The organism is Nostoc sp., from assembly GCF_036917455.1.
Classification (GTDB): domain Bacteria; phylum Cyanobacteriota; class Cyanobacteriia; order Cyanobacteriales; family Nostocaceae; genus Nostoc.
In genome coordinates this window covers 1-24630 of the sequence record NZ_JBALDK010000180.1, presented here as the reverse complement: position 1 = coordinate 24630, position 24630 = coordinate 1, and the positions used below count along the sequence as shown (strand labels likewise).

The 24630-nt window shown below is 39.9% G+C and carries 20 protein-coding genes; all 20 read right to left on the bottom strand.

Annotated features, from left to right (window positions below):
* Nucleotides 1–126: 126 nt before the first annotated feature.
* Nucleotides 127–1122 (bottom strand): glycosyltransferase family 2 protein, encoded by a 996-nt coding sequence (locus tag V7K42_RS19110; RefSeq protein ID WP_334918769.1) that lies wholly within the window; start codon nucleotides 1120–1122, stop codon nucleotides 127–129.
* Nucleotides 1123–1185: 63 nt separating this feature from the next.
* Entirely contained in the window at nucleotides 1186–2388 is a 1203-nt protein-coding gene (locus V7K42_RS19105; protein ID WP_334918767.1) for a glycosyltransferase family 4 protein, read from the bottom strand.
* A 66-nt stretch (nucleotides 2389–2454) separates the two neighbouring features.
* Nucleotides 2455–3294, bottom strand: a complete 840-nt coding sequence (locus tag V7K42_RS19100; RefSeq protein WP_334918766.1) for a hypothetical protein — start codon at nucleotides 3292–3294, stop codon at nucleotides 2455–2457.
* A 259-nt stretch (nucleotides 3295–3553) separates the two neighbouring features.
* Nucleotides 3554–5395, bottom strand: a complete 1842-nt coding sequence (hepA, locus tag V7K42_RS19095; RefSeq protein ID WP_334918764.1) for a heterocyst formation ABC transporter subunit HepA — start codon at nucleotides 5393–5395, stop codon at nucleotides 3554–3556.
* Nucleotides 5396–5506: 111 nt separating this feature from the next.
* Entirely contained in the window at nucleotides 5507–6226 is a 720-nt protein-coding gene (gene hepC, locus V7K42_RS19090) for a heterocyst development glycosyltransferase HepC (RefSeq protein WP_334918762.1), read from the bottom strand.
* A 131-nt stretch (nucleotides 6227–6357) separates the two neighbouring features.
* The gene (locus tag V7K42_RS19085) at nucleotides 6358–6528 is read right to left on the bottom strand and encodes a hypothetical protein (RefSeq protein ID WP_334829507.1); all 171 of its coding nucleotides are present in this window, start codon (nucleotides 6526–6528) and stop codon (nucleotides 6358–6360) included.
* Nucleotides 6529–6846: 318 nt separating this feature from the next.
* Complete coding sequence (locus tag V7K42_RS19080) at nucleotides 6847–9075, bottom strand: GumC family protein (RefSeq protein ID WP_334918760.1); 2229 nt, start codon at nucleotides 9073–9075, stop codon at nucleotides 6847–6849.
* A 159-nt stretch (nucleotides 9076–9234) separates the two neighbouring features.
* A complete protein-coding gene (locus V7K42_RS19075) occupies nucleotides 9235–10335 on the bottom strand; it encodes a glycosyltransferase (RefSeq protein ID WP_334918758.1) in 1101 nt (366 codons plus the stop codon).
* A 221-nt stretch (nucleotides 10336–10556) separates the two neighbouring features.
* Nucleotides 10557–11870, bottom strand: a complete 1314-nt coding sequence (locus V7K42_RS19070) for an NAD(P)H-dependent oxidoreductase (protein WP_334918756.1) — start codon at nucleotides 11868–11870, stop codon at nucleotides 10557–10559.
* A gap of 109 nt (nucleotides 11871–11979) precedes the next feature.
* Complete coding sequence (locus V7K42_RS19065; RefSeq protein ID WP_334918754.1) at nucleotides 11980–13221, bottom strand: glycosyltransferase; 1242 nt, start codon at nucleotides 13219–13221, stop codon at nucleotides 11980–11982.
* A 150-nt stretch (nucleotides 13222–13371) separates the two neighbouring features.
* Complete coding sequence (gene rfbC / locus V7K42_RS19060) at nucleotides 13372–13926, bottom strand: dTDP-4-dehydrorhamnose 3,5-epimerase (RefSeq protein WP_334918752.1); 555 nt, start codon at nucleotides 13924–13926, stop codon at nucleotides 13372–13374.
* A 200-nt stretch (nucleotides 13927–14126) separates the two neighbouring features.
* A complete protein-coding gene (locus V7K42_RS19055; RefSeq protein WP_334918750.1) occupies nucleotides 14127–14978 on the bottom strand; it encodes a phytanoyl-CoA dioxygenase in 852 nt (283 codons plus the stop codon).
* Between the two features lie 49 nt (nucleotides 14979–15027).
* Nucleotides 15028–16035 (bottom strand): glycosyltransferase family 2 protein, encoded by a 1008-nt coding sequence (locus V7K42_RS19050; RefSeq protein ID WP_334918748.1) that lies wholly within the window; start codon nucleotides 16033–16035, stop codon nucleotides 15028–15030.
* Between the two features lie 200 nt (nucleotides 16036–16235).
* On the bottom strand, nucleotides 16236–17504 hold the full coding sequence (locus tag V7K42_RS19045) for a class I SAM-dependent methyltransferase (protein ID WP_334918746.1): 1269 nt from the start codon (nucleotides 17502–17504) through the stop codon (nucleotides 16236–16238).
* A 110-nt stretch (nucleotides 17505–17614) separates the two neighbouring features.
* The gene (locus V7K42_RS19040; RefSeq protein ID WP_334890566.1) at nucleotides 17615–18643 is read right to left on the bottom strand and encodes an NAD-dependent epimerase/dehydratase family protein; all 1029 of its coding nucleotides are present in this window, start codon (nucleotides 18641–18643) and stop codon (nucleotides 17615–17617) included.
* 278 nt (nucleotides 18644–18921) lie between these two features.
* A complete protein-coding gene (gene lhgO / locus V7K42_RS19035) occupies nucleotides 18922–20136 on the bottom strand; it encodes an L-2-hydroxyglutarate oxidase (protein WP_334918744.1) in 1215 nt (404 codons plus the stop codon).
* 107 nt (nucleotides 20137–20243) lie between these two features.
* Nucleotides 20244–21017, bottom strand: a complete 774-nt coding sequence (rfbF, locus tag V7K42_RS19030; RefSeq protein WP_334918742.1) for a glucose-1-phosphate cytidylyltransferase — start codon at nucleotides 21015–21017, stop codon at nucleotides 20244–20246.
* 327 nt (nucleotides 21018–21344) lie between these two features.
* Nucleotides 21345–23513 (bottom strand): tetratricopeptide repeat protein, encoded by a 2169-nt coding sequence (locus tag V7K42_RS19025; RefSeq protein WP_334918740.1) that lies wholly within the window; start codon nucleotides 23511–23513, stop codon nucleotides 21345–21347.
* Between the two features lie 56 nt (nucleotides 23514–23569).
* On the bottom strand, nucleotides 23570–24352 hold the full coding sequence (locus V7K42_RS19020) for a PP2C family serine/threonine-protein phosphatase (RefSeq protein WP_334918738.1): 783 nt from the start codon (nucleotides 24350–24352) through the stop codon (nucleotides 23570–23572).
* Between the two features lie 51 nt (nucleotides 24353–24403).
* Nucleotides 24404–24630 (bottom strand): vWA domain-containing protein (locus tag V7K42_RS19015; RefSeq protein WP_442938596.1); only part of this gene is annotated, 227 nt, incomplete at its 5' end.

Below are 24630 nucleotides of genomic sequence, written 5' to 3'. Positions count from 1 at the left end.
TCACCCAGAACCGCAGACAAAGAAATTAAAATAATCTTCTTTTCTTACCTTCGCGTTCTTCTCTACAAGACGTTGCGCCCTTTACGGTTCGTTAAAAAATATCTTTTATAACTCAGACTGATTGCTCTACTCTTTCGACATTTTTATTAATTTAGATGCCAAAATTTCTGGAGTAAAACTAAGACTGAGTGCTACTATAGTTCGGGTGTTAAACTTTTGTCTTCTCAATGTCTGCCAAAAATAAGAACGTGCTGCCGCTATCTGTTCGCTTCGGAGCAAACCAATTCCCAAAGTTGTATTAGCTTCTAACCATTTCTGTTGAAAATAGTTTTTAAACTGCTGTAGACGAGAATCTTCCATAAAGACTTGATAACAGAACATTTCGCTTTTAGCCTTGCGGATTTTTGCCTGTACATCTCGACTTCCACTGAGCATAGTATCAGTTTGCTCATGGGCACGATATCGCGTCAATCTTTCTGGATAGTAGTAAGCACCATGACCAGATATAGAGCAGAGGTAGGTCAAATATAAATCCCACATTCCCCCAACTTCTGAAGGAATACTATCCCAATCAACAAATTTATTCCGAATTACACAAGATGCGGCAGTTGGGATACTTTTATCTATCAACCCAATTTTGTAAAAAGGTTGATGAATTCCCTTTGCTAATTTGTCTCGCTTATAACCGCGTGTATTTTCTTCAGTTCCAAGATTATTAATAATGCCATTGGCATCTATAATATATTGGTCACAAAAAGCAATAATTAAATCAGGATTTTCTTCTAGTAGTGGTACAAGCTTTGCTAAAAAGTCTTCATTCCACATATCATCATCATGAAGGCTAGCAACGTATTTACCTTGCGCCATTTTGAAAGCGTGTTGCTGATTAGCAAGCATACCCACATTTTGCTCATGTCGCCAAAATCTGATGCGTGAATCACCAAAAGATGCAACAATAGCTTGGGTATTTTCTTCACTACAATTATCTGAAATAATAATTTCGATGTTTTGATAAGTCTGTTGAATAGCACTAGCGATCGCTTGCTTGAGATATTCCGGTCGATTATATGTTGGGATAATAACGCTAACTAGAGGCTGTTGGTATTTTTGAGAAAATAACATATTTTTTCCCTTTATATTTAATAGATAAAAGATGCACTATTTGAAAATTTGACCAAAATTAGCTTATTTCACTTGAGGAATGCTATATAAGTTTCTCGCTCTCGAAGGAAATTCAGCTATTGTTTTTGCGTAAATTGTTCGCAGATTATTTACATGAGCAGCCATTGTAAATTCCTTCATCAATAAAGCATGGCCTTCTTCGCCCATCTGTCGGCTTTTTGGATGATCTCCATACAACTCATGAATAGCATCAACCAGCTTTTTGATATCATTACCTGGAACCAAAATACCTGTTTCTCCATCTCGTAAATGTTCTGGAATCCCTCCGACTCCACTACCAATTACAGGTCGATAATTAGCATAAGCTTCTAGAGTTACAAGACCGGCAGGTTCAGGCCAGACACTAGGGAAGATGACTGCAAAACACTGTTGATAAAGTTGATTTATTTTTTCAGCATCACACCAACCATGCCAAGTGATCCGCTTACTTAATCCGAGTGTTTTTGCTAACTTTTCTAACCGTGGTCGTTCCCAGCCTTCACCTGCAATATCAAGTTGAATTTGCGGATTTATATGTATTAAGCTTTTAAGCAGCCATTCTAAACCTTTATCAGAAACAATCCGTCCCGCAAATAGAATTCTATGATTTTGGTGGATTTCTAAACTCAGGGGAGCGGTTGTTATTTGCGGTACAGAGATACCACAGTGTAGCGTTACAATTTGCTCCGGGGGTAGACCGTTTTTAATCAATTCTTGACGCACATATTCGCTATTAGCAACAAAGGTAATTTTTACCTTTTTTAAGATATCTAATAACTGATGAGTATTCTGAAGTTCTTTAAAAGTTTTTAACGGTCTACGACTACCACATTTATCTACTAGTTTACCCCAGGTACAACCTAAGTAAGAAAAGTTGCGATCGCAGATTGTTCGTTGTCCTGCTAAATACTTTGTGCCACTAGGACAGTACAATGAGTGATTATGAACGCTGAAGACAGCAGGACATTCGCCTGTAAGCTGCAATAGTAAATCTGGGCTGTGGATGTGCAGCAGCTTGAATTGACTTTGGTCAACACCCTTGAGTGATTTTATCACGCGATCGCTAACTTCAGGTGGTCGATGTTCAAACAGAGAAGCTAAATAAGTTTCAACACCTCCGCCCTCACCTACATCAAAATTCGAGCATTGATAAATCAGGTCTTCTTCAAAAATCCCTTTATGCAATTGTTTATCATTTTGCTTGGCATCACTGATTAAGTTAAGCATTAGCCACCATTCTTTACGTTATTATTCATTGAAATTCTCATATAAATAGAGGTTTACTTCATCAATTTATATGCCAATATTAAACCCAAACTTGTGTCTAATATCGCTCACATAATGCCTTAGAGCAATGTTTTTGCTTGCAAATTTATCTGGATAGATGAACTGATCTTCTACATTGAGAACATATTTTTTTGTACATAGAGGCACACCATGATTATGGTGCATCGTCAAATGTACAATCGTTTGTTCAGTAAAATAAGTAGGAGCCTCTTGAAGATTTGCCAAACGCTCGATAGCAAAACTCCAATCAAATTCATGCCTAAATAATATAAATCCACCATTTACTGGATTTAACTTTTCAGACTCATCATAAATAATTCGATCATCTAGTGACAAAGAACAATCAGGTAGATAAAAAGAGTATTTTTCCTCCGACTTACTCAAATCTATTAAGTCAATCCCGCCGGGAAAAAATAAAATATCTGAATCAGTATAAATCGTAGTACCATTAATAGGAATTGACATTAATACCGACAACTTTTTTCCAAGTGGATGCAATTTAGCATAATCAAGAACACATTGAGGTAAATCTGTTCTCAGGAAATTTTGTAAAAGTATTACCTGAACGCAGGGGTGGACGCGGCGGAGTAAATTACAACTAGACTCGGTGTAACTGCCATCAGAAATTACAGCAAATGTATCTGGAATGCCGACATTACGAATGAATGAACGAATACTTGCCACTTGTTCTGGCAGATCGCGTTCGCATGAGAAAGCATAGACACTTATCGGAACTTGCCGAGTTTGTTTGATGGGAATGCTAACAATCTGAGAAATAGCTGCTTTATATAGGGAGCGATTAAATTTACCCTGAACTTTAGCAGTATGATAGCCTATGTTTACCATTTATTTTTCCTGATTAAAATTATAAAGAAGGCAGGAGGCAGAGGGCAGAAGGTTCAATTTAGAAGGGGATTCAACACCGTACTTAATTGGGACCACAAAACAAGAAAATTTGGTGGGGGTCTTAAACCGCAAGTTCGATGATTGTCACGGGCTCCAGAGCAGAAAACAGTATTCCAACTGAGCCTCCTGCCTTCTGCCCTCTGCCTTCCTTGATAAATAATTACCTAGGAGAATAAACTCGTAATTCGCAAATTACGAATTACGAATTATAGTATTGCATCTGGTGATATTCCCAAAGCTTGCCTTGACGTGCGAGTAATTCTTGATATTTGCCCTGTTCTACTATGCGACCCGCTTCTAACACTACAACTTTATCTGCTTTAGAAATAGTAGAAAGACGGTGAGCGATCGCAATTACTGTTCTACCCACAGATAGCTTTTCTAATGAATCTTGAATTAAGCGCTCGGATACAGAATCTAGGGCGCTAGTTGCTTCATCCAAAATCAAAATCTCGGGATTCCGTAGTAGCGCCCGTGCTATAGCAATTCGCTGTCTTTGTCCTCCAGATAATCTAACACCCCGATCTCCCAATTGGGTATTAAAACCTTCAGGCATTTCTAAAATAAATTCTAACGCATTCGCTAATTTAGCAGCTTCTTGAATTTGCTCGTTAGTAGCTTGTGGAGTCCCATAAGCAATATTTTGCCAAACATCAGTATTGAAGATAAAAGTATCCTGACTGACAACAGCTATTTGACGACGGAGGGAGTTAATTTCAAACAGCTTTATATCAATTTCATCGATATAAACATTTCCCTCTGTGGCATTGTAAAATCGGGGAATTAAATCAGCAAGGGTAGTTTTGCCAGCACCAGAAGCTCCAACCAGTGCAGTCATTTTTCCCTTTTCAATAGTTAGGGTAATGTTATGCAGTACTATATTTTTGTCATCGTAGCCAAAATCTACAGATACTAAATTTATTGCCCTTTCTAATGCCTTAAATTCAAGCTTGCCATTCTGAAAATAATTTTTATCATCACTTTTCAAGAGATTTTTAATATTATCTGCCGAGCCATATAAGGTACTGAGAAATGCCCGCGTGCCATTAATATCTTGAACGAAGGGAATGAAGCGAAATAGCACAAAGAAAAATGTTAGCAAAGAAGCAACTTGTAGGGTTCCATTACTAACCAGGCTAGTGAATGCCAAAATAATCATTCCGACCAATACTGTAGTAGCTACACCTTCAGCAATTGGCTTAACAAGTGTCCAAGTAAATACAACTTTAGTTGTAGTACTTACTACCTTATCGCTAGCTTTGTAGTAACGCTGGCGCTCAAATTCTTGAGTACCACAAGAATGAACAGTGCGAATGCCATTAATAAATTCTATGGCTGTTGATGTAAAATTAGCATTAGCAGTTGTCATGCCAAAACTTGATTCTCTGACTCTAGAATTCAGATTAGATAACCCTACACCTAAAAGTGTAAATAGCAATGCTGAAATCACAGTTAGTTGCCATGATATCAAGAACATTGATATTAAGTAGACAAAAGTTGTTATTCCCCTAGTTACTAAAAAAGCTGCGCCACTGAAACCCTGTCTGATTCTTTCGATTTCTGTGGTGATTGTGTTAATTAGTTCACCAGAACGAGTTTTTGCAAAGTAACTTAACGATAATGATTGTAACTGTTCAAAAATTTGCTTCCGTAAGCGATCGCCAAAATGCAGTTGAGATAATTCAGTATAGACTTGTCCAAAATAATTGAAGGCAACACGTAACCAAGTACTCAATAAAATCAGCGAAGATATGCGATATAAACGATTAATTGCCGATGTCTTAGATCCCAAGACTAAAGTATCAAACCATTCTATTCCTGTTTGGACAGGTTGAGCGTTTGGACTAGTTAAGCTTTGCAAGAAGGAGAGTAAAAAACCAATACTTACACCTTCAAAAGTTGCTGCTAAAATTGAGAATGTCAGAGCTAAAATTACTATTTTGCGAAAGTATTTAAATTCTCGTAATAGCAAATAGTTGTCTTGCCAAAAGCTGGAAGCTTTGAGCAGACTACGGAATTTTTGAGGAAGTTGAGAATTCATGGATTTTTTAATATATAGTTTGGCAAGGTAGATAGACCGCTATAAACGCTATGTAAGCAATTTTTGGGTTAGTCTCAGTGCGGTATATATATGAAATACCGCACAGATAAGTTACAGTGTTTGGCTATCTAGATGTAACAGGTGAGACTGTGCCTCTACTTCCCATGAAGCTTTAATTTCTGGTAGTTTATTTAGCTGTACTGCATCTTCTAAAGTCCAACCACGAGAGCCCGTCAAACTTATGTCACCGCGCAGCACGTTAAATAACTGGGGCAGATTATCGAGACTGTATTTACTCATCCAACGCCCTAGTGGTGTAATGTTGTGCGGGCAAAACTTTATTGATTGAAAGAGTTTACCCCGTTCTCCAACACGCCATTCACGACAAAAAAGCGATCCTGTCGAGTCAATCTGCATCAACACAATTAATCCCAACATGAGTGGACTTACTAATAGCAGCAAGACAATTGCAGCAATCCAATCAATTAATCGCTGCAATTGTCTCCAGGGTTGGTTAGGCAGTTTATTGCTGGTAGGTATACTGAGGAATATTGGTTTTTGAGCTTCTTCACACGCATCTGCCCAAAACCTGAGCAAAACCTCACCTAGCTTTGGATCTATGCTCACCAAAGTTACAGGAGAATGTTGTAAGCATTCTACTAGCGATCGCTTACTATCTAATGAAGGCAGATAGGGTTGTTTCACTCGTCCAGGCTGCTTTACCAATAACTGACCCCGCCGCCATTGGAGTGTGCAGTACCCACGACGATCTTGGTGTTCCTGGGTTACATCATATAAATTCTCTAGAGTTGGAATTATTGAAGCTGTCATAATGTCTTTGGGTTTATACAGGAGTGAATTAGTGAGGCGTTATCAAAGGCTATGAATGCCAAAGACCCAAATCCGAATCTTGTTGTAAGTCCAAAAAGTTGGAGATAATTGAGGGCAAAAATATGTTATTGCTATTTGCCACTCAGCCAAGCACATATCGTCCAGAATTCCGGTGGTGTAGAGGTGTACAAATCAACGTTACTATCAATATTCATGGACAATCGGTATTTTCCGGTAACTACTGAAAGTAGAAATATGTAGAGGGAAATTACCCATAAATCGATATTTACGTTTAATTGCATTGAAGTGTTTATTGTATCGATAGATGTAAAAAACCTAGTCTGCTCTTGTCTTCAAGCCTTGATGAATGTGCTTTCATCTCTAGAATATAAGACTATCTAGAAACAGCGATCGCTCAACTAAATTCTTTATTTACTCTTTAAAGAGCCAGTGATTTCTCTGAAAACCCATAAAGATAGTATAAATATACTAAAATTTTCCCGATCGCAATAAAATTAAATTTTGTTCATAAAAAAGCAAGGTAGCACAGCTGTGCTACCTTGCTTGGTTTGTAGTGAGTGCTTTAGCACTTACTACAAACTATTGAAACTAAGTAATAGCTACTTTTCTACAGCTTGACGCAGGGCCAATTGCTGTTGTTTTATATAAGGTACGTAATTACTGCTAGAGTTTGATACCCCGTTAGCCACAACCCCAATCAGATTTAACTTACTTAGCATGGCTGTAGCCTGAGTTAGCTGGCTTCGTGTCACAATACCAATGCTTGCCACCATGACCACACTACGACAAGATGAAGCGGTGAGCATGGCATCCACCAAGCCAAGAACTGGGGGAGCATCTATGAGTACCAAATCATAGTTTTCTTCAAAAGCTGCCATCAATTGCATCATCCGAGGGGAACTTAAAAGATTAGCTGGGTCAGCAGGTTTGGGGCCAGCAGTCAAAATATCGATGTAGGCGGAACCTGAATATTGAAGACTAATCTGGTTTGGTAGAGTTGCATCACTTGCTAATAGGGTTGAAAGCCCCTGTTCATTAGGAAGATTCAGTTGGTGGTGCAAGCTGGGATCGCGTAAATTGGCATCAATCAGTAACACCCTTTTGTGTAAACGGGCAGCACTCATCGCCAGACCAAGCGCCAAAGCTGATTTCCCCTCATCGGCTAAAGCTGAGGTAATCATCAAAGATTTTAAATTAGCAACAGTATTTAAAAGTTCAATGTTTTTGTAAATCAGATCCAGCGATTCCCAACGCGGTGGAGATTGTAATACCTGAATTGTCCAGGGAGCAAGAACTTCTGGCTTACCAAAAGGCAACTTGATCATTGATTCTTTCGGTTTGGCTGGCGGTAATTTGGGAGTTGTTCCCAACAACGGCATGGCCATTTGCTTCTCTAATTCAGCAGTGGTGTGAACTGCATCATCAGCCGATTCTCGAATAAAGGCAGTAATGCCTCCTAACATAAAGCCGACCACTCCACCTAACAGCAAATTCTGCTGAAGATTTGGGCCTAATTGTCCACCTTTTTGAGGTTCTTCCACAACTTCCCAATTAAAACCACCTTTGGAAAGTTCTTGCCGTAATTGCTGTTCTGCTCTTAAAAGTTGCTCTAACCTTTCACGACTAAATTGTAACTGCGGTAGCATCCGATTGTAATAAGCTAACAGAGGCGGAAAGCGTTTTATTTCCAAACGCAGATCGTTTTCTTTCTGGGCTAAAGTTTGATCGCGAGCAGTTAAAGCAACTATAGTTGTCTGCGTTTCTACTAACTGACCAGCAAGGCTAAGATCAATTTGGCCAAGCTGTCCTTTTTCGAGAAGAGAGTCTCCAGAAGTGAATCCACCAGCAGATTTTTCGCCTAAAGTTCTTCCTACTTCTTGTTGCAATAATTCCTTCTGACTCTGAAGCTGTTCTTTGAGCTTTTGCACACTCGGAGTCTGATCTGTAAAGCGTAAACGTTCTTGTGCTAGTGCTAGTTCTGTTTTTTGAATTTCGTTCAGTAAGCCTTGATAGCGAGTAGACTGACTCAGACGAGAAGCAACTAAAGCATTTTGGGGAGAACGGTTAAGTTGTTCTTCCAGAGATTTTTGGCGTGCTAAAGCTTCCCCATATTGAGCGCGAGTTGTCTGTCGTTCTTGGGAAATATTGTTCAAAGCTGTTTCAATCGCCTTGGCCTGTGACTCTGGATCGATTAAGTTCTGATTTCTACGAAACCTTTGTAAATTTGTCTCAGCCGCGTTCACTTCTTCACTGGCTTTACTTAACTGTTCCCTAATAATTTGCAGACCTTTTTGTAAACGCGAATTTTGTTGTTCTTTGTTATATTCGACATAAACTTGTCGAATTGCACCCAGAACTTTTTGTGTCTTTTCTGGATCTCCAGCTGTGTATTCAACTTGAAATATTTTAGTAGCGACATTATCTTCTTTGCTCCTTAATTGAGTTAAGACCAAAGAAGCTTTGATTTCACTTGCGCTTATATCTGGATAACTAGACTGAAGTTTATCAACTGCTTTTTGAATGAGTCCCGAACTCTGCATCAAGTTAAGCTGGGTTGCAGTATCTATCACAACATTAGAGTCGGTAAACTGGTTGTCTAACCCAGCACCTTCTGTCTTGCCTTGATAGTTAGGTTCTACTAGCAGTTGCATTGAACTTTTATAAGTAGGTTTGGTCTTTAAAGTTACCATCCCTGCAATTGTAATAGAACTAATTAATACTGCTAAAAACCAAGGGAATCTTCGTACAAATACGGCAAATAACTGTCCGTAACCTGGCTCATTTTCCGAAGCTGGAGTTATCTGAGGATTTAGACTAGTTTGAACCACTTTTATTATCCTTGTCTTCAAGACTTACGCTAAGAGATATCCCGAAGAATACCTATTCTTTTTACGAACTACCTTTGGACAGCGCATCGTTAGAGAAGTACGCCAAAGAGGAGAGATAAAAATAAATAGGTAATCTTATATTAGGAAGAGATTTAGAAATCAAATAAATAATTGATGCCCACCACAAGCCTGATTAATAATTTGCTCAACCTTCCCAAAGAAGGCATTTTCCGAAAAGTTTGCTACTGCATGATTACGGATGCGATCGTAATCCCAAGAAATGCCATTGGCTTCTAGTAATGCAACTTGTAAAGATTCGGGTGTTTGTCTTTTGAAAAAGACTCCTGTTTCACCTGGTATTTGAGTATCTAATACTCCACCTGCTCCATAAGCGATAACTGGTGTGCCGCTAGCATTAGCTTCTACTGGAACTAACCCGTAATCTTCTAAGGCTGCGACAATAATAGACTTGGCTTTGGAAAACAAGTCTTTGCGGGTGATATCACTTACGTGTCCCAAGAACACAATATTTTTTAATGCTTTAGATTTTAACCGTTCTAGTTCTGGCCCGTCACCTGATATTAATAAGTGCCATCCTAGCCAGTTAAAAGCTTCGACTATTATATCAAGGCGTTTATAGCTAATCATCCGGGCTGAAGCCAGATAATATTCATCTTTTATATCTGAAAAAACAAATTTACTAGTATCAATTGGATAGTTTACCATCATTGCCTTTTTGCCATAAATATTTTCAATCCGGCGGGCAACAACACTAGAATTAGCAATGTAAAGGTCAGGTTCCTGGGCATATTTCAGGTCTACCTTTCTCATTACTTGAAATACTTGTTCAATTAAAGGTGCAAAATATCTATAGTCTCCGTATTCTCTTAAATAGGTTGCTGTATCCCATAAAAAACGGGTGACGTTATGGCAAAAGCAAATGTGGCGGGCATTGGGGTTTTTTCGTACTGCTTTGGCAAAGCTGGTGCTACTGCTAATAATTAGATCGTAGTCTTGCAGATCCAAGGCACGAAACGCAGGAAAATATAGAGGAGCCATTGCCCTAAAATACTTTGCTGCACCAGGAATCTTTTGTAAGAAGGTTGTATTGACGATGCGATCGCCTAAATCGATAGTTTTTTGGCGATCGTACAGAGATGTGAAAATGTCTGCTTCGGGATAACGCTTACAAAGCAGTTCAAATACACGCTCTGCCCCACCTCGCTGGGTTAAATAATCGTGGACTAGAGCAATTTTCATCAATTTGACCTAAAGTTTCGATCGGGTTTGGTTCAACGCTCCCCAGCAAGTCCCACAGTTAAATCGGCGGTTAGAAACCGCGTCTACACAAGGCTTTACCCACCTCTGTGGGTTAAGAACCCTCAATTTTTCATGACGTTTGTGTAGCCGCGAATTCTATTCGCCCTGTCTCTACGCTCCTACAGCCAATTTATTTGTTGCGAATATTTTTGGAACCGATATTACCCAACTGCTACCAAGATTTTTTCTGGGGCGAAATAATTGTTTTGCTCAGTTCTTAGTTGGTCGCAGAGTCTGCCTTCAGGTAATTCTACATCGTCATAAGTGAGGACTTGATCCTTAGAAATATCCCGTTTCAGGCGACATCCTTCGGCTAAACCAATTGGTAGGAGATTTTGCTGTTGGACGATGGGGGAATTTTCACATTGTCCGTAGGTCATGTAGTAACCGATGCCATCTAGGGTTTCTCCAGCTTTCAGGTCGATTTTGGCAGTGGTGACAACATCTACTAAGGGGCCTGCGAGTGGAGACATAACGGCATCACCGAAGAGGACAGCACGCGCTACGGACAAGGGAACTTCAAAATGACAGAGGTGATAAGGAGTATAGAAACTGTAAAGTGGGCCTTCGCCTAATTTGTATAAGTTGAGATAGTGGCGTTGCTTGGGGTCGTCGTGTGTGGCAAATACATATACGCCTGGGCCTGGTTTTGCTCCAACTACATAATCGACAATGCCGCCCAGTTCTTTGAGTTGTTCAACATCATATAAATGGGTCATTTCCTCGACATAACCGTTGAAGTCATATCCCAACATTCCCCGTTTGGCGACTTTCATCCCTGTGGCATTGGCAACGATCGCTTGCTCGAAGGAAATTTTGGTTCCGTCAGCGAAGCTAGCCACCATGTGGGGCTTTTGACCCCAACGTTTAGCAAATCCTTCCTGGGTGGTGGGATTGCGATAAGGGTCTTGAAGTCCTTTAATGTTACCGCACAATAAGGGAGTTAAACCAATGCTTTTTACAAAGCGGTAGAGGTTCATTTGCACCCCTGGCTGATCGCCATCGCAAGCAGTAAGAATGACACCTGCTTTGTCAGCATAGATTTTGAGGATGGGGCCAATAGTGCCATCGAGTTCGGCATTCATCATAATCACATGTTTGCAATGAGCGATCGCTTCCATGATGACGTGAGCGCCAAATTCCACTGCACCTGTGACTTCGATTATGGCCTCGATGCCCTCAGCCCGACACAGTAACTTAGCGTCTTCTGTGACTGCATACTTACCATTTGCGATCGCATCTTCTAATTCGCTGACAGTTGCAACAACTTGAATTTCTTCAATTCCTGCTTCCGAATAAGCTTGTTTAGCTGCATCAATCTGGCGATTGGAGATAGCAACTAACTCCATTCCTGGCACGGAATTGACAATTTGGTTGGCAATTCCTCGACCCATAAAACCAGCACCGATCATTCCCACTTTAATAGGATTTCCTGCTGCTGCACGGGCTTGTAAGGCGCGATCGATAATAATCATGAACTAAACTCCTTTTTGGAACTGTTGGTTGTGATACAAATTCTCTATAAACTTGCACTTAATAATTTCTTACAGCTAAATATTAAGTACATTTTCATCAGAATTAAGATTAGTGATGGCTACTAACTGGTTGTTTGCTAGATACGATAGAACCAGGATGTTTTTTCTGGCTGTGATTTTCGATAATTTGCTCCACAACATTTCTGTAGACTTGAGCAAACTTATCTTTAGTATGATTTGCTCTTGCATATTCCCAAGCTTGACGAGACATTAGCTTTAAGTCTTCTACAGGTAAATTGGAAATACCGATAACTTTCGCCTTAATTTCTTCAATGGAAAGGTTCTCTAAAATCACACCGAAATCGTGAACATCCACACCAGATTCGTAGCTTAAAATGGGAAGTAATCCAGCTTGTAAGCAACTGATTACCGCTCCTGATTGTCCTTCAGAAACGGAAGGATAAACAAGCCCTAAACAATTATTTGTCACCTCTATAAAGTCAGGGCTACTAACATCAATCCACCCATAAGTATGGATATTAGGTGTTTCGTACAGTTCTTTATAGAAAGCTTGCTCAAATTCTTTGTCATTACTTACCGGGCCACAAACTGTTAAATGGTATTCTGGCATTTGGGCAAAAGCATCTAAAACTAAATCTAATCCTTTAAGGACTAAAGCACTACCACCAAACCACAGAAAACGTTTTCTTACCGCTTCAAAATCTTTTTTATCAGGATAGGGATAAACAACAGGCGAAGAAATTGGGATACGATACATTGGTTTGTTGGCATACTTGAATGTATCAGTTGTGAAATCGTTACCCAACACAATTGCACAATCGGCATATTCAATTCCCAAATTAGGAACTTCAAATCGCTGTGGTTTTAAGGTTACACCTTTGCGCTGTTGTACTTCTAGAAGCCTGTTGCATTCGGCTGCATTGCGAAACACCATATTTGCAATGTCAACGTGGAAAATTTTGATGCAATCTTTATTAAGTTTTGGTGCAAGCGCTTCCATCCGGTGACGGATATCAATGAAAAAAGCGTAATCCTTTTGTGGAACGAATTTATCATTGTGGAATTGGATAACATCAACGTTATAGCCCAAGTCTAAAAAAGTTTGGGCGATTTGCCAAACTTCCCAGTACCAAGTATGGTCATTAGGCATTGGTTGACCAGGTTTTAAGAGGAATGGCTCAATTCGATAAGAAAGAAGTACATTCCCCTTAGAAGGCTGTTTTGGCTTTAGAGAAACAACCTGTAATGTTTTTGCGTAATTAATCCGAGCTTGGATTTTGTTGGAGACAAAAGAGATAGTATTTTCAACGCGAGATAGAATATTTGACATTTATTTCTACCTAATTTCATTAACTTAATATCTCAGCTTTAATTAGTAATTGATAGTTGTATCTGAATCAATTCTAATTTCTGCCTTTCTTTCCTTCGCGCTCTTTGCGTCCTTCGCGGTTCGTTAAAAACCCATCTAATACCGCTACACTTATCTAGAAGTACCACCAACACTCATCATTCTCAACAAAGGCCAACTTAAATCTTTCTCAGATATTTCAGTCACATCTAAAGGCCAATCAATGTTAAAAAATGGGTCATCATAGCGTAAACCTCTTTCATACCCTGGTGTATAAAATTCACCCACTTGATATACAACTTCAGTTTCATCTGTGAGTGCTTGATAGCCGTGAGCAAACATTTCTGGAACATACAAAGCCCGGCGGTTTTCTGGGGTAAGTTCCACACCAATATGTGATAAAAAGCTAGGAGATTCAGGACGCATATCAATAATTACGTCATAGATAGCGCCTTTAGTACAGCGAATTAACTTTGTTTCTGCTGCTGACAGAACTTGATAGTGCATTCCCCGAATAGTGCCTTTTTTGTAGTTAAAAGATAAGTTACATTGGGCAACAGTTGGCTTTAATCCGTGTACTTCAAATTCTTGAGCGCAGAAAGACCGAGCAAAAAAACCACGGTGGTCTGGTTTTTCTTCTAAGTCAATAATGAATGCGTCTTTGAGTGCGGTTGCGGTGAAAATCATGTGATTCCTTTAAGATGAATGTTGAGTAAGAAAATACTTGCTAACTGCTTAGTATTTGCATCAAAAATAAACGAACCGCAGAGGCACAGAGAGCACAGATATATGAGAGTTTGAGAGATATTTTGTGTCAGTCGAGCAATGCCCTTTCCTTATCTTTCTCTGTGTTCTCTGCGTCTCTGTGGTTAATTAAATTTACGTTTTTAAGTTGAAACTTTAACTGCATCAGATGCAGAACGTAACTCTACTCTGGGATAAGTATCATCCCAGTATTGGGTACAGAGGTCTGGCCGTTCGGGGGGATTGGCGGTGTAACACAAGAACAGTGTTGACCTGTCTTCTGTGCGAACTGTGCCGTGATGCAAAGTATTCTTCGTATCTACAAGAATTACTGTACCTGCTGGTCCTGAGCAGGATTTCCAAGCTGATTTGGGGATGACTGATTTTACTTGTTCATCATCGATACCCATATAGCCCGACTTATAAAGTTTGTAGTAAAGTTGAAAATAATTCCAACTAAAGAAAGGAGTTAAAGAGCGGGGAAGGTATTGAAAAGGGCCAGTTTTTTCTTCTACATCATTCAAGTAGATAATGATTTTGATAATCCTGCGGTCTTCTGCATCGCTATGCCATAGTAGCGTCCCAAACTGATGTTTACTCTTGAAATCTTTGCGTAAATGTACACCATGAAAAGCGATAGGAAGACCGATATAATTTTCGATGATGTTGAGTAGCCTTTTCTCTACACCCCAGGCATAAAATTCTGGTAAACCTGTAACTGTGTAAATTTGTGGCAAACGTTCATTTAGATGCTCATTGGTGGGATTTTCCATCTGAGATAATTGATGGTAAGCAGCTTTGAGCATTTCGGAGCTAGAGTTGAACCCTAAATCTGCTAATGTTGTAACGCAAACACCATCTTTTTTGAGAGTATTAAGGATGTTGCGATCGCTTCCTTCCAATGCTGGCAGATTTCTGCTATGCTTCCAACGAGCTAGGTAATATTCAAAGTCAGACAAAAGTGTAGCTATTTTGCGTTTAATAGCGTTAAACATGACGTAAATCCTTCTATTGTTGATATATATTTTTTAGTCGCTTCGTAGCTTATGGCTTATAGTTCCGCACTTCTTGAGTAGAGATTTCACTTGTTTCTGCTAGGCCAAACTCTTTAGAAAGCATCACATCAAATGCACACAAGCTGACTAAAGCCAAAAATGGAACTACTGTTTTGATGGCGGACATCGGCCATCTTCTTAAAGCACCCAAGAAAACTTTTAAGTTGACTTCTTTTCCATTTTGCAAAAGCATCCGTCTGCAAAACTGCTTAGAATATCCACTTTGTTCTAATTTCAAAATTACTTCGGGGATATGTTTGTATTGCATTAACAGCGCTGATTTTGGTTCTTTCTGCCAATAACTCACACCAACAACACATTCTAAATAAGTCTCTTTAGTGACAATTACCCTGCCGTTAGCAGCACAATATCCGGCTAAATATGCCAAAGATATCCAGTTATTCTCAGCATCTTGCCAATTTTGGAGAGCGCGTTTTACTAGGTCACTGCGATAGACTGTAGCAGTCAGAAAAATGACTGCACCGACACTTTTAGAAAAACAATGTTCAAATATAGCTTTACCATCACCATCGCCATCTTCACTATCTATATCAAACCAGCGATTACCAACAATTTTTGGTGGATGAACTGGCTCACCAGTAATTTGGTTACGACCAGAAAAATTAAGAAATAATAATGATAAATCTTCATATTGTCTGAGTTTATTAATTACATAAGCAATGGCTCTATCTTGAATTGGATCGTCATCACCAATTGTCCACACATATTTTGTTTTAGTATAATTAAGACAATACAGAATATTTTTAACTACGCCTAAATTTTTAGGGTTTTTATTTGAGTTAAATGTAATATTACTAAGTATGGTTTGCCATTTTTGAATCACCTCTTGAGTATTATCTGTTGAACAATTATCAGATACTAAAATTTCACATTCATCTTCAAAGCCTTTGATAGCTTGAGCCAACCAACTAAGTTGTTTATCTAGAAGCTGGGCACGATTGAATGTAGGAATAGCAATAGTCAGGAGTTTATTCATATTAAGCTCAAATCTATAGTTAAGAGGCTACTAACAGCAGCTTTTTCATAAATAAGCTGCTTTCCAGTTTATTTTTTTGATATTTGACAACAAAAGCTTTATAGAACTACGCCTTTTAATTATTTCTTACCTGTTGTCTATATTCATAATGACAACATAAAAATAGTAACAAAAGGCGCTTTTTGGGTTATATCTAGTAATTACGACGCTATTAAAAGCCTATCCGGAATCGGACACGGATAAATTTTGACTTCAGGAATAGGCACAACAAACTGTCCACCCCATTCGCCAATAAATGCCATTTGCTCCATAATTTCTTCCTTGAGATTCCAAGGTAAAATTAGGACATAATCTGGTTTAGTTTCGCGGATTTTATCTGGTTCAAAGATAGGAATATGAGTCCCAGGTAAAAATAAGTCTTGTTTGTAAGGATTGCAATCGACTGTGTAATCGATAAAATCTTTCCCAATCCCACAGTAATTAAGCAATGTGTTGCCTTTGGCTGGTGCGCCATAACCAACGATTGATTTTTTTTCTGCTTTGGCATTTATAAGGAAACTTAAAAGCTTATGCTTTGTTTCTTTGACTTTTTCGGCAAATGTAATATAAGTCTCTATCTGATGGAGTCCAGCAGCAATTTCTTTTGCCTTTAGATGGTTAACTCGGTCGCTAATGCTGGGATTATCAGCATTGTCGTGTTTAGCATAAATTCTTAAAGAACCGCCGTGAGTTGTTAATTCTTCTACATCAAAAAGTTGTAAATTATGCGCTGCAAAAATTTTTTCGATAGTGAGGAATGAGAAGTAAGAAAAATGCTCGTGATAAATAGTATCAAACTGATTTTGCTGAATCAGTTGTAAAATGTGAGGAAACTCCATCGTCAAGATCCCATTTTGTTTGAGGATGAGTTTCATCCCAGCGATAAAATCATTTAAATCTGGTACATGAGCTAAAACATTGTTGCCTATCAAAAGATCGGCTAGTTTTCCTTGTATCACGAGTTCTTTGGCAGTTTCAACCCCAAAAAACTTGTTGATACTAGGAATACCTCTATCTTGAGCTATCTTAGCTATATTTGCGGCTGGTTCTATTCCTAAAACGGGGATTCCCTTTTCTAAAAAATATTGCAGTAGGTAGCCATCATTGCTGGCAATTTCAATAACTTGATTATGATGATTAAAACCAAATTTTTCTACCATCATCTCGGTGTAAGCTTTGGCGTGTTTTAGCCAACTAACCGAGTAAGAAGAAAAGTAGGCATAGTCGCTAAAAATATGATTTGGAGTTTCAAATTGCTCTAATTGAACTAAAAGAGTGTCTTCAGAGACATAAGCATGGAGAGGATAAAATTTTTCGGCATGATTTAGCTGTTCTGCTGTCAGGTAAGCATTAGCTAAGGGTGACATTCCTAGATCGATAAAGGTTTTGTGTAGAGGTTGGCCACTGAAACGACATTTTGCGATCGCCATAAACTTTAACTCACTAATTGCAAATATTTTGATAGATTAAATAAGTCCGAATCAAATATTGTTGATTCGGAATTTTAGAATATTTGTTTGTTGCTGTTTGGCAACTATATCTACTTTTTATTCCAGAAGAAATCTTTGTCAATTTGCTCAGTACGAATTAGATACTCTAGCTGTTTTAAGCGAGTAAATCCTCTAAATAAGAAAGTATCTTCAGCCATATCTATTTGACTGAATAAATCAAATAGCTGCTGGGCACCAAGTCGGGCATTCCAATCACATTTAAATCCGGGGAGAATTGTGTTGATTTTCTCGAAGGAGACTCGATAGCTGCGGTTATCTGAGCCGTTATCACCAAAGGATAATTTACAATCTGGAAAAATATCAGCAATAATTTCCGCGATTTCTTTAACGCGATAGTTGTTTGCTGTATCTCCGACGTTGAAGATTTGGTTATGTACAATGTCTCGTGGTGCTTCTAAGGCGCAGACTATTGCTTTGCAAATATCCAGTGCATGGACTAATGGCCGCCAAGGTGTACCATCACTGGTCATTTTTATTTGCTTACTAGTCCATGCCAACCCTGCTAAGTTATTTAAAACAATATCAAAGCGCATCCGGGGAGAAGCACCAAAGGCTGTAGCATTCCGCATAAAGGTGGGAGAGAAGTCATCGTCAGCGAGTGGTCTGACATCTCTTTCTACGAGAGTTTTGCATTCTGCGTAGGCTGTTTGGGGATTAATTGAGGATTCTTCTGTGACATCACCTGCGGTAGCAACGCCGTAGACACTGCACGAAGACATATATACAAAACGACGCACACCCATAGCTTTAGCTAGGCTAGCGAGACGAACTGAACCAATATGATTAATTTCGTAGGTAATATTCGGTGCTAATTGTCCGGCTGGATCGTTGGAGAGTTCTGCCATGTGAACTATTGCTTCAACACCTTCCAAGTCATCAGGGGTAATGTTGCGGATATCTTTGTTCAGAGTTTTAGGTGTCACCCCATTAGCGTTGTATAGCCAACCAACTTTATAAAAACCAGTATCTAGACCAATAACTTCATGTCCGCGTTCAATTAACAGAGGCGGTAATAATGAACCAAGATAGCCTTCTGTTCCAGTTACTAATATTTTCATTGTAGTTAATGCCTTTGTATTGATGAGTTAAATTCTTCGTTTAGTAGGGGCGCATAGCTACAGCATGTTGCCCAAAATCCCTGGTAGGCACACACATAAATTATTTTCGGAGATGTTTGTTGCTTATCAGCGCTTTATAGCGGTTATTAATTGATGCACTACACTTTTTCTTATGGGATGGGTCGAAAAGCTCATCCCTTTTATTTCCGGGCGCTGATGTTGTTCACCCCACAAGATTCATGGCTTAATTCAGCAGCACCGGAAGTAACTATAGATATCTATGCAGTTACTACATTATCTAGATGCGAGAGTTGGGGAATTTCTGCCACAAGCGCTTTGCCGATTTCTAGAGAAGATGTGGCCGCAGGAGAAGGAGCATTGCAAACATGGATGGAGTTTTGACCGGAAACAATCAAAAAGTCATCTACAAGCTTGCCATCGTTCATCAAGGCTTGAGCGCGGACTCCTGCGTGGGTGGGAACTAAGTCTTCTGCTTGGACTTCGGGAATTAGTTTTTGCAAACTTCTGGTGAAGGCTGCTTTACTAAAGGAACGAATGATTTCTTGGATGCCTTCATCAGCATGTTTGGCTGCCAATTTCCAGAAACCAGGATAGGTGACAACTTCGAGAAAATCCCGTAGGTCAAAGTCGGTTTTTTTGTAGCCTTCGCGTTTGAGTGACAGAACCGCGTTTGGCCCCGCGTGGACGCTACCATCAATCATCCGGGTAAAGTGGACACCCAGGAAGGGAAAATCGGGATTGGGAACTGGGTAAATTAATGTCTTGACTAAATAACGTTTTTCTGGGGTGAGTTCGTAGTATTCTCCCCGAAATGGGACGATTTTGGCTTGGGGTTCAACTTTACCTAGTTTGGCGGTGCGATCGCTATGCAATCCCGTACAATTAATTACAAAGCGGGTTGTAAAGTTACCTTTGTTTGTTTCCAGTACCTGATTTTTACCGCTTGCGGAGATTTTCAGAACTTTTGTATTGAGATGCAAATCCCCACCCTGCTGTTGAATTAGCTGGGCATATTTTAAACAAACTTGCTTGTAATTAACAATACCAGTTGATAACACCCGAAGTCCACCTACACATTTTACGTGAGGTTCAATTTCCCTGACTTCTTCGGGGCTAATTCTCTTAACTTCTATGCCATTGTCTAAGCCGCGTTGATAGAGATTTTCTAGGCGGGGTAGTTCTTGTTCTTCAGTTGCAACAATTACTTTACCACAAACTTCATGTTCTATTCCATGCTCTTGGCAAAATTCTACCATAGAGCGCGAACCATCACGACAAAATTTAGCTTTGAAACTCCCTGGTTTGTAGTAAATACCAGAATGAATTACGCCGCTATTATTTCCAGTTTGGTGAAATGCCCATTGACTCTCTTTTTCTAGTACTAAAATACGCCCATTGGGATAGCGTTTTCCTAAAGCTAATGCTGTAGACAGTCCAACTATTCCCCCACCTATAATCGCAAAATCATACATTAGTATTATCGCACTTGAAATTACTGTAAATCCATAAAGTTATTTGGGGTTGGGTATTGGCATAGAAAAACTCTTTCCCAGTTCCCAGTCCCCAGTCCCCAGTCCCCTTACCATACCTTCCAAGGAGCCTGACTGTTATTCCATAGCCCCTCTAGATAGTTTTTATCGCGTAAAGTATCCATCGGTTGCCAAAAGCCATCATGTTTGAAGGCAGATAGTTGTTCCATATCAGCTAGCTTTTCTAATGGCTGTTGCTCCCATACTGTAGAGTCATCAGCAATCAAATTGATTACTTCTGGTTCTAACACAAAATAACCACCATTAATCCAAGCTCCATCACCTTCAGGTTTTTCTCGAAAGCTGGTAATTTTAGTTTGCTCATATCCTAAAGAGATGGCTCCAAAACGTCCGGCTGGCTGAACGGCTGTGAGTGTTCCTAATGTTTTTTGTTCTTTATGAAATTTAACTAGCTCGGTGATATTAATATTACTTACACCATCACCATAAGTAAAGCAAAAAGTTTCATTACCAAGATGTTCGCTGATTCGCTTTAAGCGTCCGCCTGTCATGGTATTATCGCCCGTGTTTACTAAGGTGACACGCCAGGGTTCAGCATAACCAGAATGCACATTCATCTGGTTAAATCGCATATCAAAGGTAACATCTGACATGTGTAAGAAGTAATTAGCAAAATACTCCTTAATTATGTAACCTTTGTAACCGCAACAAATGATGAAGTCATTAATGCCATGAGCAGAGTAAGTCTTCATTATGTGCCAGAGAATTGGCTTACCACCAATCTCAACCATCGGCTTGGGTCTGATACTAGTTTCTTCACTGAGGCGTGTACCAAGCCCTCCAGCCAAAATCACCGCTTTCATGCAATTACCTCGGAGATTTGTAGGGATATTCTTATTTGACTTTATCGAGATGAAGAGGATGCACTTAGATAGAGAAAAATTGATTTCTGATTTGTTTTTCTCAGTCAATAATCTAACTGTAATTTCCGGCAAAATTATGAAGGAAAGATAAATTAACATCTTTTCTATATAAAAGCTCTATGAATATCTATAAAACTAAAAATAAGTTACTTAGTTAAATAAAAATTTTACCTATAAAATAACTAGGGTTAGCTGGCGCTAACCCTAGTCTGGCTGGATTTATTCAATCAAAACTAATAATATGTAAGTAAAAAAACTTACTTATTTCTAGTTAGTTTTTTCTAGATTACTTGAGCCTTGGAATAAAGGATCGCATTTGTTTTCTACGACTACACACATATTACTGAGTGCTTGCTGATAATTATCCATATCATCTTGCTCAAGAAAGATTTTGGCAGATGCCTGTATATCTTCGATAGCTTTCGTCTGATTTTTGTTAGATTCACTACCGCCATATTGTGCTAGCTCATAGCGAACCATACCTCGTTTGAGATATGCTTTTGCTAGTTTGGGGCTAATAGTTAATGCTTCGTTAAGATCGGCGATCGCTAGTTTATATTCTTGCTCATAATTGCTGCTATATTGAGCAATTTGATAATAGACAACACCTCTTTGGAAGTAAGCTTCTGCTTTGGATACATTAAGTTTTATCGCCTGAGTAAAATCTGCGATCGCTCTTTTGTAATCTTGTTGAGATTCACCGCTATATTTAGCCATTTGGGTGCGGACAATCCCTCGTCTAATATGAGCTTCAACTTCATTATTATCCAGACCAATAGCCTGATTATAGTCTGCGATCGCTAGGTTATATTCGGTATCAGGATCGTTGCTATATTCGGCGAGCATATAGCGGGCATTGCCCCGATTCACCAGAGCTTTGATTTGATTGGGATTGATTTTGAGAGCTTGGCTATAATCCGTGACTGCTCCTTCGTAGTCTTTCAGGTTATAGCGGGCATTGCCGCGATTTACAATTGCTCTAGCATGTGTTGGCTCTTGTACAATTGCTTCGCTTAAGCTGGCAATTGCTTTTTCATAGTCTCGGTTTTTGTAAGCTGTATAACCCTGCTGATAGTAATCAGCGAAGCTGAGTTTGTTAATTGTCTGGCGAGACTTCAAGGTTTGTTGGGTGTAAGCATTTTGGGAAACTAACGGCTGAGTAAATTTAATCATTACGTCCGCATATCCCAATAAACCAAAGCCCATCAAGCAACAAATAACTGGGTATAATTTTGACCTCTTGGAACGTTTATAAGATGAACCGCTTGGGGTAATTACTGGCTGCCAATAATTAGCTAGGTGCGGTGACATACTGCGCTGTGGAAAATGCGGTGTCTGGGTGTAGCGCTTTTTCGCTTTGATTCGCGGTTGGAGATGTTCTCTAGCTTCTATAGCCCGATGTGATGGGAAGGGGTCGCGTCCGCCTAATCGCACTGTCCGTTCGCACCACGGACAGCTACGCATGTGGTTGTTGTAGCGATGCTGGGGATTTGTAGTGCAGGTAATTAAAGAATCTTCGGCTTCCGCGATTACTGAGAGCCAAGTCTGGGCGCTGGGGCGGAGTTGTGGGTTGTTGTGACCCTCTTCAAAACAACGGACAAATAGTTCTTGTAAGCTGGGATGAAGAATTTCCCAAGGGGGTGCAATGGGGGTGGGTAGGTAGGGTACGTACCGCTTTTGGCTGTAAGTGAAATGCCCCGATGCAATACGGGCTTCGTAGGGCGGTGGCTCAATAGCGCCTTGAAAAATCCCCGAAAATGGGTGAGTGCCTTCCATGAGGAGTTGGAATACCAGCACCGCTAACCCAAATAAATCGTGAGAAATTTCGCGATCGTGCTGGGCAAAAGTTTTATTCTGTAGTTCTGGTGGAGTAAATTCTGGTTTACCAACTGGGCAGCGATAAACAACATTGCTGTTGGGGTCGGTTACTTGAAAAGAGTCTGTGTCTATCAAAGTCACCAATGCCGTATCACTGACGAGGATATTTGACTCGTTTACATCACCAATACAATATCCACTAGCGTGCAAAGCTGCAAATGCTGCCGCCAAGTTACGAGCCGTGCGGAGCAGGTACTGATAGTTGAATAGGGGACAGTGTTGGCGACGGGTTCTGGGGTTGTAAAAGTCGATGATTGGACGCATCCCCTGAATCCGTGGCATCAAAAAGCCCAGGATGCTATTTTTGCCATCTGCTGCCCGCAATACATCCTCTGGCCAAGCGATAGAGATATGCCCCAAACTAGCCGTAGGGTTCTCTGGGGGGTTGGCAAGCATCGCCTGTAATTTATCAGCATGGGCAGTGGTTGGCTTGTGGTATATTTTCGCCACCAAATGGTTATCGGATGGCACTGCATAAACACAAGCTTCACCGCCACGCCCCAAACTGACATTGAGGCTGAGGATTTCTTTTCTAGGGGAACAACGTAGTACCTGCATAATGAAATTACCGCTAACGGAAGTTATTTAAGATGTGAAACCTGTAAATTGATTGCTCATGAGTCGTTGAATGCAGCTATAATGAGTGTCAAATCATCATCAGTGCGTTGCGTAATTCGGTCTGAGCGTAAAAACTTTACCAACTGCTCCTTTGCTTCTGTCTTATCCTCGGTATTGGCGACAAATTCAAATAGCGGAAAAAAGAAGGGTTTGTGAGGTTCACCAACAACCATATTCAAAGCCAGCATTTGTAGTCCGTCAGTAATGATACCAACATTAACTATGTCGGTGCGCCATAATCTCATCTGCGCTGTATCTAAGGCAGTAGGCGAAGTTAAAAAAGTGGTTTCGTTGATGTATTCGCCGCTATCAGGTATAGTCAGTGCGAGCAGATTGCCCGTGCGATCTTTTGCCACTGCCAAACCATCACCTATTTGCACTACAGCTACAACTTCTGGGGTAGCAACCATCATAATCAAGGTAGTTGCTAAATCTTGAGGCTGTTTGTCACAAGTAGCCGCCTCATCCTCCACAGCTTTTTTGGCGGCTAGTATGGCATCATTTAAGAGCGATCGCACTAAGGCATCATCACTCAAAATCTTTCGGGTGATTCCAATGCTTGAAATGTTTGCTATTGCTGTCTCTACAGCAATCATCGCTCCCACTTTCCCCAGTAATGCAGAACCCGCACCATCTGCTGCGGCCGCCACTAAAATATTATCTGACAATATCTGCCAGTGATGAGCATCCTGACATAATTGCTTATTTTTTAAGTGACTTGTACCACATACAGACGCAGCTACAATCCGCCATTGAGCAATCTGTTTTGATATTTTCATAGATTTTTTTCCCAACAGCTAGCTGTGTCAACATCAAGCTGCGATTTTTAATTAAACAGTCCCCCAACCAATCGGTGGTAGTGCTACCTGTTCGTCTACCTGTGAATGAGAAACAGCTGACATACTAGTTGATAGCCAGACAAACATTTCGATAAAGTTTAATCCTTTCAGTTTCAGTGGTGTACGCACAGTTATTTGATTTAAACGCGTCATATTCGCATTTTCTACACCTACTGTAAAAAATGCTACGCGCTTATTAGCTTCATCACCCTGTAAAC

What these genes read in the sequence shown, in the direction of transcription:
- hepA (WP_334918764.1), bottom strand. Translation starts at nt 5,395, where the DNA reads ATGAATTCTCAACTTCCTCAAAAATTCCGTAGTCTGCTCAAAGCTTCC.
- V7K42_RS19110 (WP_334918769.1), bottom strand. Translation starts at nt 1,122, where the DNA reads ATGTTATTTTCTCAAAAATACCAACAGCCTCTAGTTAGCGTTATTATC.
- V7K42_RS19020 (WP_334918738.1), bottom strand. Translation starts at nt 24,352, where the DNA reads ATGAAAATATCAAAACAGATTGCTCAATGGCGGATTGTAGCTGCGTCT.
- rfbF (WP_334918742.1), bottom strand. Translation starts at nt 21,017, where the DNA reads ATGAAAGCGGTGATTTTGGCTGGAGGGCTTGGTACACGCCTCAGTGAA.
- lhgO (WP_334918744.1), bottom strand. Translation starts at nt 20,136, where the DNA reads ATGTATGATTTTGCGATTATAGGTGGGGGAATAGTTGGACTGTCTACA.
- V7K42_RS19085 (WP_334829507.1), bottom strand. Translation starts at nt 6,528, where the DNA reads ATGCAATTAAACGTAAATATCGATTTATGGGTAATTTCCCTCTACATA.
- V7K42_RS19075 (WP_334918758.1), bottom strand. Translation starts at nt 10,335, where the DNA reads ATGAAAATTGCTCTAGTCCACGATTATTTAACCCAGCGAGGTGGGGCA.
- rfbC (WP_334918752.1), bottom strand. Translation starts at nt 13,926, where the DNA reads ATGATTTTCACCGCAACCGCACTCAAAGACGCATTCATTATTGACTTA.
- V7K42_RS19070 (WP_334918756.1), bottom strand. Translation starts at nt 11,870, where the DNA reads ATGATTATTATCGATCGCGCCTTACAAGCCCGTGCAGCAGCAGGAAAT.
- V7K42_RS19105 (WP_334918767.1), bottom strand. Translation starts at nt 2,388, where the DNA reads ATGCTTAACTTAATCAGTGATGCCAAGCAAAATGATAAACAATTGCAT.
- V7K42_RS19050 (WP_334918748.1), bottom strand. Translation starts at nt 16,035, where the DNA reads ATGAATAAACTCCTGACTATTGCTATTCCTACATTCAATCGTGCCCAG.
- V7K42_RS19100 (WP_334918766.1), bottom strand. Translation starts at nt 3,294, where the DNA reads ATGGTAAACATAGGCTATCATACTGCTAAAGTTCAGGGTAAATTTAAT.
- V7K42_RS19065 (WP_334918754.1), bottom strand. Translation starts at nt 13,221, where the DNA reads ATGTCAAATATTCTATCTCGCGTTGAAAATACTATCTCTTTTGTCTCC.
- V7K42_RS19055 (WP_334918750.1), bottom strand. Translation starts at nt 14,978, where the DNA reads ATGTTTAACGCTATTAAACGCAAAATAGCTACACTTTTGTCTGACTTT.
- hepC (WP_334918762.1), bottom strand. Translation starts at nt 6,226, where the DNA reads ATGACAGCTTCAATAATTCCAACTCTAGAGAATTTATATGATGTAACC.
- V7K42_RS19045 (WP_334918746.1), bottom strand. Translation starts at nt 17,504, where the DNA reads ATGGCGATCGCAAAATGTCGTTTCAGTGGCCAACCTCTACACAAAACC.
- V7K42_RS19040 (WP_334890566.1), bottom strand. Translation starts at nt 18,643, where the DNA reads ATGAAAATATTAGTAACTGGAACAGAAGGCTATCTTGGTTCATTATTA.
- V7K42_RS19025 (WP_334918740.1), bottom strand. Translation starts at nt 23,513, where the DNA reads ATGCAGGTACTACGTTGTTCCCCTAGAAAAGAAATCCTCAGCCTCAAT.